An 8,420-nucleotide genomic window follows, 5' to 3' on the forward strand; every position below is an offset into this window, starting at 1 on the left:
CTTCCGGGTGGCGTCCATCCCGGCCGACGCGGAGGCCTCCAGCCTGAAATTCGATCACGCCTCGATGACCCGCACCTTCGAACTGGGCCGGTCGCGCGCCGCGGCCGGAGAGGCCTGGGTCACGCCCGCCGCCGAGCTGACGGACGAGCCGCCGCCGGCCCCGGCGGTCACGGCCCCGCCGGGCGGCTAGCCCCTGGCCGCTGCCTCCAGCTTGGCGGGGCCTTGCGGGCCAGGGCGGGCTGCGGCAGACCCGGCTGAAACGCTTGAGGCCAGACCATGATCCCGACGCTCTACGGCATTCCCAACTGCGACACGGTCAAGAAGGCGCGCGTCTGGCTGGACCAGCACGGCGTCGCCTACGCCTTCCACGACTACAAGAAGGTCGGGATCGACCGTGAGACGTTGAGCGGCTGGGTCGAGGCGCACGGCTGGGAGATCGTGCTGAACCGCGCCGGTACGACCTTCCGCGCTCTGCCGCCGGAGGACAAGGCGGACCTGACCGCCGACAAGGCCATCGGCCTGATGCTGGCCAATCCGTCGATGATCAAACGCCCGGTGCTGGATGTCGACGGCCGCACGACCGTGGGGTTCAAGCCCGAGATCTATGCGGCCGTATTCGGCTAGACGAGCGTGAGCTGCGCCGGCTCGCCCGTCTGGGCGCTGGAGGCCAGCCAGACGTCGAACAGGCCGGGCTCCAGGGTCGGGCGCAGATCCGCGCCGAGGAATGACAGGTCCGAGGCGGGCAGGGGGATCGAAACCTGCACGCTGCCGCCCGCCGGGACCGTGACCCGCTCGAAGGCCTTGAGCAGGCGCACCGGCTGGGTGATCGAGGCCACGCGGTCGCGGATGTAGAGCTGCACCACTTCCGAGGCGTCATGCCGGCCGTCGTTGGTCAGGGTGACCGAGGCTGTGACCGACCCGTCCCGGGTCACGGACGGCGACGACAGGCTCACCGGCGAATAGCTGACCGGCGAGTAGCTCAGGCCGTGACCGAACGGATAGAGGGCCGCGTGCGGGACCTCGCGGAATTTCGAGGTGAACTCGCGGTCGGTCGGGCGCGACGGGCGGCCGGTCGACTTGTGGGCGTAATAGAAGGGCGACTGGCCCGAGGCGTAGGGGAAGCTGACCGGCAGGCGGCCGACCGGGGCATGGTCGCCGAACAGCACGTCGGCGACGGCGTGGCCGGTCTCCGAACCCAGGAACCAGGTGACCAGGATCGCCTGCGCGTCGCGGATCGCGCCGGACAGCTCCATGCCGCGCCCGTTGCGCAGCAGGACCACCACCGGCTTGCCCGTGGCGGCGACGGCCTCGGCCAGGGCCAGCTGGGCGGCGGGAATGCCGATGTCGATGCGCGACTTGGATTCCGCCGACATCTCGCTCGACTCGCCGACGGCCAGCAGGATCACGTCGGCCTCGGACGCGACGGTGACCGCCGCCTCGATGCCGCCGGCGATTGGAGCCTCGACATCCGAGCCCTTCACCACCGTCAGGGTCGCGTCCTCGCCGAGAGCGGCGCGCACGCCGTCTTCCAGCGATACGGCCAGGCGGGTGTCCTTGAACACCGACCACGGACCGAAGATGTCGGCCTTGTCCGCCCCGAACGGACCGATCAGGGCGATGCGCTTGCCGGTCTTGGGCAGGGGCAGGACGCCGCCGTCGTTTTTCAGCATGACGATCGACTTGCGCCCGGCCTCACGGGCGAGGGCCAGATGCTCCGGGCTGCCGGTGACGCGGCGCTCGGTGCGCACGTCCGAGCCGCGATAGGGGTCGTCGAACAGGCCCAGGGCGGCCTTGGTCATCAGCACCCGGCGCACGGCCTGGTCGACGCGCTCGATCGGCACGTCGCCCGACTGGACCAGTTCGGGGATGTGTTTGAGGAACAGGCCGCTCTTCATCGACATGTCGACGCCGGCCATCAGGGCCAGGCGCGCTGCGTCGCGACCGTCGGCGGCGTAGCCGTGGGCCACCAGCTCTTGCTCGGAGGTGTAGTCGGAGACCACGAAGCCCGCGAAGCCCCACTCGCCGTGTAGAATGTCGGTCAGCAGCCATTTGTTGCCGCTCGTCGGCACGCCGTTCAGGTCGTTGAAGGCGCTCATCACTGACAGGGCGCCCGCATCGAGCGAGGCCTTGAACGGCGGCAGGTAGATGGACCGCAGCGCCAGCTCGCTCATGTCGGTGGAGTTGTAGTCCATGCCCGCTTCGGCGGCGCCGTAGGCCGCGAAATGCTTGGGCGTGGCCAGCAGCGAGGACCAGGCGGTCAGGTCGTCGCCCTGGAAGCCCTTGGTCCGCGCCACGGCGAACATGTTGTTGAGCAGCACGTCCTCGCCGGCGCCCTCGACGACCCGGCCCCAGCGCTGGTCGCGGGCCACGTCGACCATGGGAGCGTAGGTCTGGTGCACGCCCGCAGCGCCGCCTTCGACCGCCGCGGCGCGGGCGGTGCGCTCGGCCAGGTCCATGTCCCAGCTGGCGGCCTCGCCCAGCGGCACGGGGAAGGTGGTCTTCAGGCCATGGATGATGTCGGCCGCGAACAGCAGCGGGATGCCCAGCCGGCTCTCGCGCACGGCCATGTCCTGCACATAGCGGGTGCTCGCGGCGCCGACGCCGTTGAACAGGGCGCCGATACGGCCCGCGCGGATGTCGGCGGCCGTCTGGGACTGGTCTGTGTCCAGGGCGTCGCCGGGGTTCACCCCCTCCGGCCGCCAGCGGAACGGGTCGTTCATCAGGTTCAGTTGGCCGGCCTTTTCCTCGATCGTCATGCGAGCGATCAGGGCGTCGACACGGGAGAGATTTGCCTGCGCCTGAGCGGCAGCGATACGGGGAGCCATCATCATTCCAGCCATAAGAGCGCCTCCGGCGAGAAGCCATCGACGGGACGGTGCTGAGCCGAGTCGGTGATGCATGTAACCGGTTCCATCAAATTTCGCGCAGGACTTAACGGCCATGCTGGGCCGCGCCTACCCCGAAGTGATCACAACCGGTTGCGGCCGATCAGCCCTCGACGTCGGCGTCAGGACGGTCATGCCCGTCCGCCCGTTCGGTGATCCAGCGCCCGTTGGTGTCTTCATACTCGATGAAGGCGTCCTCATCCGACACCTTTTGCTCGCGCGACACGGCCACGGCGGCGGCGCGGGCCGAGTCGTGGTCGGGGTAGGTCTCGGAATAGGTGTCCCCAAGTTTGTAGGCCCAGCCTCCGTCGTGTTCGACGATGCGATAGGTGATCTGGACCATGGCGGGACTCCGGGCCGGGGGAGGGATGTTTGACGTCGCGACAGCCAACGCGGCCGTAACGATGCGGTTGCGGGAACGCACGTTGGCGCACTTGGGTCGCCTACCTTGACCGCAGACGCGCCGGTGTCGAGCCTGCGGCTGTGGATGAAGTAATTTTCGGACGTGCGCATCCGCAACGCGGAACGGCGCCGACTACGGAATGAATAGCGCGGAGGACGGCCTTCGCCAGTGGGGATGACGACGATGGAAAACTTCTTCTACCAGTTCTGGTGGCTGCTCTTCCCGATCGGCTTCATGCTGGCGGGGGCGTTCAACAGCCTGCTCGGCTACCGGCGTCAGCGCGACGCGCTGAACCTGCTCAAGACCTATGCCGAAAAGGGGCAGGAGCCGCCGGAGGCGCTGCTGAAGGTGCTGCAGCGTCCGCTGGACGAGGACGGCTGGGACGGCAAATCGCCCGGCAATCGCCAGCCGACCAACTACTGGTCGCTGTTCGGCCTGTTCACTGCCCTGAGCATCGGCTTCTTCGGGGCCTCCTATCTGACCAATATGGATGGCGACAGCGGCGCCTTCACGGTGGTGTCCTTCGTCATGGGCGCGGTGGCGATCTGGGCTCTGATCAGCGCCCTGACCTGTCGCCGGAATCGTTGAGGGGGCGAGCCGGGGGGACATTGAACCGTGCAGCACGCCATGACCGACGCCGAACTGGTGAGCCGCGCGCTCGCCGGTTCGGACGCGGCCTTCTCGCGGCTTGTCGAGCGGCATCAGGCGGCGGTGCGGGCCTTCCTGCGCCGCTTCCTGGGCAGCGGCTGGGCCGAGGCGGACGATGTGGCCCAGGAGGCCTTTGTCGCCGGCTGGGCGTCGTTGCGCAGCCTCAAGGACCCGGCGGGCGTACGATCCTGGCTCTGCGGGATCGCCTGGCGCAAGGCGCAGGACCGGATCCGCAGCGCCCGGCGCGGCGCGGCGCGCGACTCGGGCTGGCTGGAGGCGGTCGAGACGCCGGCGGGCATATCGGCGGAGGAGAAGATGGCCCTCCAGGCCGCCATGGCCGAACTGCCGGCGGACGTGCGCGCCTGCGTGGCCCTGTGTCTGGGCGACGGCTGGTCGCATGGCGAGGCCTCGGAGGCGCTGGGCTTGCCTCTGGGCACGGTGAAGTCCCATGTTGCGCGCGGACGGGCGCGCCTGCTGAAAGCGCTCGGAGGTCCCGATGACGCCTGAACAGAAACTCGCAACCCTGTTCGCCGCCGAGGCTCCACCCCGGCGCGACTATGCGTTCGAGGTCGAGGTGGCGGGGCGGATCGCACGGCGCCGCGCCTGGATGACGGTCGCGGCCCTGCTGCCGTGGGCCGTCGTGACCGGCCTGGTCCTATGGGTCCTGCATCCGTTGCTGGAGACCGTGTCGTGGGAACTGGTCCCGCTGATCCAGCCGGTGGCCTTCATCCTCGCCGGCGCCGTGGTCGCCGGGAGCGTCGGCCTGTGGTTGACCGGCGCGCTTCAGCGCACGGTGACGGTCGCCGCCACGCCGAAGTGATCTGACGGATACTCTCCGTTCACCGGCGTATTCCCCAACACTGACCATGCGCCGGGCGCGAAATGCGCCGCCTCGACGAAGATGTGGTCGATCACCCGGTTCGGATGGCCCTTGGCCGGATTGAGGGTCGTCGGGACCACGCCGCGGGGCAGGGCGCTGAAGAAGCGGTCGCCGGTCAGCACGTTCAGCCCGGCGTCCTCCTGCACGGCGTTGAAGTCGCCCATGACGATCAGCGGCGTCCCGTCGTGCGGCAGCCAGCCCAGCAGGTCGCCGATCTGGCGCGCCCGGACCGCCTGGGCGTCTGCCTGCCAGGCCAGATGGGTGTCGACGATGTCGATGGTCTTGCCGTCCAGATCGACCCGCACCCGCAGGGCGGTGCGGTAGTCGTCCAGCGGTTCCAGCTTCCGCGAATCATGCGCCAGCACCGGCAGGCGGCTGAGGATGGCGTTGCCGTAGCGACGCGGGGCGCCTTCCGCGTCGGTGGAGACGAAATGCATTTCGTAGCCGCCCAGGGCGTCGGCCAACGTCCGGGCCTGGTTGGGCAGGCCGACGTTGGCGTCCTCCAGCACCTCCTGCAGGGCGATGACGTCAGGGTCGGCGGCGCGGATGGCCTCGATCAGCAGGGGCTGCCGGGCGGCCCAGTCGCCCTGATTGTGCCAGATGTTGAAGGTGACCAGCTTCAGCGGGCGCGATGCGCCGGGGGCGGGCAGGGTGGCGCAGCCCGTGACGGCCGCCGCGGCCGGAACGGCGGCCAGTCCGGCCAGCAGGGTGCGACGGTCGATCATGGCGAATCCTCTCCCTTTTGCGGCCTTGTAACCGGTTTCATGAGCCTTACGAAAGTTTCACCCGAAACTTCGCATCTGTAGGAGCTTCCCGGCGCCTCTTGTTCTCAGAAGGCCGAAACGTCACGCTTCGGTCCACAAGGATTAAAGGGGATATTCGATGGAAGACTTCATTCCGATCTTCGCGATCTTCGCCGTCTTCGGCACGCTGACCGCCATCGTCGTGGGTCCGACCTGGCTCAGGAGCCGTGAGCGTCGCGAGATGCAGGAGACCCTGCGCCACGCGATCGACAAGGGGCAGGACATGCCGCCCGAAGTCATCGAGGCGATGACCAAGGACGTCTCGAAGAACCTGCCGTCGCGCACCAAGGACATTCGCCGCGGCATCATCTGGCTGGCCGTCGGCATCGGCATCGCCGCCTTCGGCGCGATCACTGGAGGCGGCTTCGGCGACGACTGGGACGGCAATCACTTTGATACGGGCATGCTGGGCATCTCCGCCATCCCGATCACCATCGGCCTGGCCTTCATCGCCCTGAGCTTCTTCAACAAGAACAGGGACTGATCCGGCTCGGGACGGGGGAAAACACATGGCCCAAGCCCTGGTCGACCGACATGACGTCGAGCTCGCCGCCCTCGCGGCGGCGGGCGGGCGTCAGGAGTTCGGCGAACTCGTTCGCCGGCACGGCTCCGCCGTCCGCGCCCTGCTGCGCCGGATGGGGGCTCAGCCCTCGCTGGCGGACGACGTGGCGCAGGACGCCTTCATTCAGGCCTTCGAACGCTGTTCGGAGTTTCGCGGCGACGGCACCTTCGCCGCCTGGGTGAAGCGGATCGCGGCGCGCCTCTACCTCAAGCGTGTCGCCAAGGAGGCCCGGTATGTCGCTGAACTTGAAACGGAAGAGACCGTCACTGCGCCCGATCCGGGAGGCCTGATGGACCTCGACGAAGCCCTCAAGACCCTGAGCGAGCCGGAACGGTTGTGCGTCTCCCTGTGCCACGGCGCGGGAATGGCCCATCCGGAGATCGCGACGGCCCTGAATTTGCCACTCGGTACGGTGAAGTCTCATGTCAAACGTGGTCTGGATAAACTCCGCGCGCGGCTCCAACCCGCTCAAACCCTGGGGAGAACACAGCATGTCGGCTGATGAGTTCGATCCCGCGATCGAGCGTCTGTTCGCCCGGACGCCGACGATGCCTGACGCCGCTCTGTTCACGGCCCAGGTGGAACAACGGATGCAGAAGGGCTCGCGCCTGCGGGTCGTCGTCCTGGGCCTGGCCGGCCTGGTCGGCGCCGTGGTGGCCGTTCGCGAAGTGGTCTCGGTCAACGTCAATCTGGGCGAAGGCGGCGGCTCGGCGGCGACCGGCATGCAGGGACTTGAGGCGGTCTCCTTCAACGCCCAGACGGCGATCCAGTCCGGCCTCGACCAGGCCGGCCTCGGCAATCTGGCGTTCGGCTCCATGAGCGGCATGCAGATGTTCTGGATCGCCGCCGGGGCCCTGATCGCCGCGGCCGCCGCGGGCGTGGTTCGTCTGTCGCAGGAAGTGTGACGTGACGGTTCCGCTCGGGGAGCCTATCTAGGGGCTCCCCGAACCGGAGCCTCTCCCATGTCCAGCCAGAAGCAGGAAAACGTCCGCCGCCTCGCCGCGCCGGACATCCGGGCCCGCAAGGGCGGCGAGCCGCTGGTCTGCCTGACCGCCTACGACGCCCCGACCGCGGAAATCCTCGACGCCCACTGCGACGTCCTGCTGGTCGGCGACAGCGTCGGCATGGTGGTCCACGGCATGCCCAACACCGTCGGCGTCACGCTGGAGATGATGATCCTGCACGGCCAGGCGGTCATGCGCGGCTCGAAGCGGGCCATGGTCGTCATCGACATGCCGTTCGGCAGCTATGAGGGCGCCAAGGAGCAGGCCTACGAGAACTGCGCCCGCGTCATGAAGGAAACGGGCGCCCAGGGCGTGAAGCTGGAAAGCGGACCCACGGTGGCGGAGACCATCGCCTATCTGGTCCAGCGCGGCATTCCGGTGATGGGCCACGTCGGCCTGCGGCCCCAGGCCGTGCTGACCGACGGCGCCTTCAAGGCCAAGGGCAAGACCGAGGAGGAGCGCCTGCGGGTGATCGCCGAGGCCGAGGCCACCGCCGACGCCGGGGCCTTCGCCGTGGTCATCGAGGGCGTGGCCGAAGGGCTGGCCCGCGACATCACCGAAGCCATCGACAAGCCCACCATCGGGATCGGCGCCTCGGCGGCCTGCGACGGTCAGATCCTCGTCGTGCCCGACATGCTGGGCCTGTTCGACTGGACGCCGAAATTCGTCCGCCGCTACGCCGATCTGCGCGGCGAGATCGACCGCGCTGTCGAGGCCTATGCGAAGGACGTCCGGACCCGCCGTTTTCCTGCCGAAGTCGAGACCTACTTCTCGAAAAAGCCGGTTTCGCAGTGAAGGCTGCGTTGCGGGGGCCGTGCTGACCCTCTAGGGTCCGGCCGGATTGAAATTCAACGGCTCTGATCGCCGTTTTCTGGGGGCGACTGTTCCGTGTCTGATGTCTTCGAGCAGGTCGAGGAGGAGCTTCGCTCCGAACGCTACAAGCGTCTCGCCCGCACCTGGCTGCCCGTCGTGGGCGGCGTTCTTCTGGTCGCCCTGATCGCCGCCCTGTCCTGGTGGGGCTGGCAGTCGATGGAAACGTCCAAGGCCGACAAGGCCTCGGTCGCCTATGAGCGCGGCCTCGAAGCCATGCAGGCCAACAACCCGGTCGGCGCCGACGCCGCCTTCGCCCAGGCGGCGAAGGAGGGCAATGGAGCCTACAAGGGCCTGGCCCTGCAGCACCGGGCGGGCATCGCCCTGGACGCCGGCCGCGACGCCGAGGCCCTGACCCTCATGGA

At 68.6% G+C, this 8,420-nt stretch carries 12 protein-coding genes and 1 pseudogene; 10 read left to right on the top strand and 3 right to left on the bottom strand.

Annotated features, from left to right (window positions below):
• Positions 1-190 (top strand): annotated as a pseudogene (locus Q0C81_RS12205) (patatin); the annotation flags it as partial.
• A gap of 86 nt (positions 191-276) precedes the next feature.
• Positions 277-624 carry an arsenate reductase gene (locus tag Q0C81_RS12210; RefSeq protein ID WP_291838130.1) on the top strand — a complete coding sequence of 116 codons (348 nt, stop codon included), beginning with the start codon at positions 277-279 and terminating at the stop codon, positions 622-624.
• Here Q0C81_RS12210 and Q0C81_RS12215 read toward each other — a convergent pair.
• Positions 621-2,756 carry a glycoside hydrolase family 3 N-terminal domain-containing protein gene (locus tag Q0C81_RS12215; RefSeq protein ID WP_291838133.1) on the bottom strand — a complete coding sequence of 712 codons (2,136 nt, stop codon included), beginning with the start codon at positions 2,754-2,756 and terminating at the stop codon, positions 621-623. The genes Q0C81_RS12210 and Q0C81_RS12215 overlap by 4 nt on opposite strands.
• A 232-nt stretch (positions 2,757-2,988) precedes the next feature.
• Positions 2,989-3,228, bottom strand: a complete 240-nt coding sequence (locus Q0C81_RS12220) for a DUF2188 domain-containing protein (RefSeq protein ID WP_291838136.1) — start codon at positions 3,226-3,228, stop codon at positions 2,989-2,991.
• Positions 3,229-3,471: 243 nt separating this feature from the next.
• Between Q0C81_RS12220 and Q0C81_RS12225 the strand changes: the two genes are divergently transcribed.
• The 3 genes from Q0C81_RS12225 to Q0C81_RS12235 are packed head-to-tail and all read left to right on the top strand — an operon-like array spanning position 3,472 to position 4,756.
• Entirely contained in the window at positions 3,472-3,876 is a 405-nt protein-coding gene (locus Q0C81_RS12225) for a hypothetical protein (RefSeq protein ID WP_291838139.1), read from the top strand.
• 27 nt (positions 3,877-3,903) lie between these two features.
• Positions 3,904-4,443, top strand: coding sequence for an RNA polymerase sigma factor (locus Q0C81_RS12230; RefSeq protein WP_367118019.1), 540 nt, complete (start codon positions 3,904-3,906; stop codon positions 4,441-4,443).
• Positions 4,433-4,756 carry a hypothetical protein gene (locus Q0C81_RS12235; RefSeq protein ID WP_291838142.1) on the top strand — a complete coding sequence of 108 codons (324 nt, stop codon included), beginning with the start codon at positions 4,433-4,435 and terminating at the stop codon, positions 4,754-4,756. Before Q0C81_RS12230 ends, Q0C81_RS12235 begins: the two co-directional genes overlap by 11 nt.
• Here Q0C81_RS12235 and Q0C81_RS12240 read toward each other — a convergent pair.
• Positions 4,720-5,541, bottom strand: coding sequence for an endonuclease/exonuclease/phosphatase family protein (locus Q0C81_RS12240; protein ID WP_291838145.1), 822 nt, complete (start codon positions 5,539-5,541; stop codon positions 4,720-4,722). The two genes, Q0C81_RS12235 and Q0C81_RS12240, sit on opposite strands and share 37 nt — an antisense overlap.
• A gap of 157 nt (positions 5,542-5,698) precedes the next feature.
• On the opposite strand from Q0C81_RS12240, the gene Q0C81_RS12245 reads away from it, so the two are divergent.
• The 5 genes from Q0C81_RS12245 to Q0C81_RS12265 form a co-directional block, all read left to right on the top strand.
• Complete coding sequence (locus Q0C81_RS12245; protein ID WP_291838147.1) at positions 5,699-6,103, top strand: DUF6249 domain-containing protein; 405 nt, start codon at positions 5,699-5,701, stop codon at positions 6,101-6,103.
• A gap of 25 nt (positions 6,104-6,128) precedes the next feature.
• Complete coding sequence (locus Q0C81_RS12250) at positions 6,129-6,683, top strand: sigma-70 family RNA polymerase sigma factor (RefSeq protein ID WP_291838149.1); 555 nt, start codon at positions 6,129-6,131, stop codon at positions 6,681-6,683.
• On the top strand, positions 6,673-7,086 hold the full coding sequence (locus Q0C81_RS12255; protein WP_291838152.1) for a hypothetical protein: 414 nt from the start codon (positions 6,673-6,675) through the stop codon (positions 7,084-7,086). The genes Q0C81_RS12250 and Q0C81_RS12255 overlap by 11 nt, the downstream gene beginning before the upstream one ends.
• 57 nt (positions 7,087-7,143) lie before the next feature.
• Positions 7,144-7,980 carry a 3-methyl-2-oxobutanoate hydroxymethyltransferase gene (gene panB / locus Q0C81_RS12260; protein WP_291838154.1) on the top strand — a complete coding sequence of 279 codons (837 nt, stop codon included), beginning with the start codon at positions 7,144-7,146 and terminating at the stop codon, positions 7,978-7,980.
• A 93-nt stretch (positions 7,981-8,073) separates the two neighbouring features.
• Positions 8,074-8,420: tetratricopeptide repeat protein (locus Q0C81_RS12265; protein ID WP_291838156.1), on the top strand; the 347-nt coding region annotated here is incomplete at its 3' end.

It is taken from the genome of Brevundimonas sp. (assembly GCF_023259385.1).
GTDB lineage: Bacteria > Pseudomonadota > Alphaproteobacteria > Caulobacterales > Caulobacteraceae > Brevundimonas.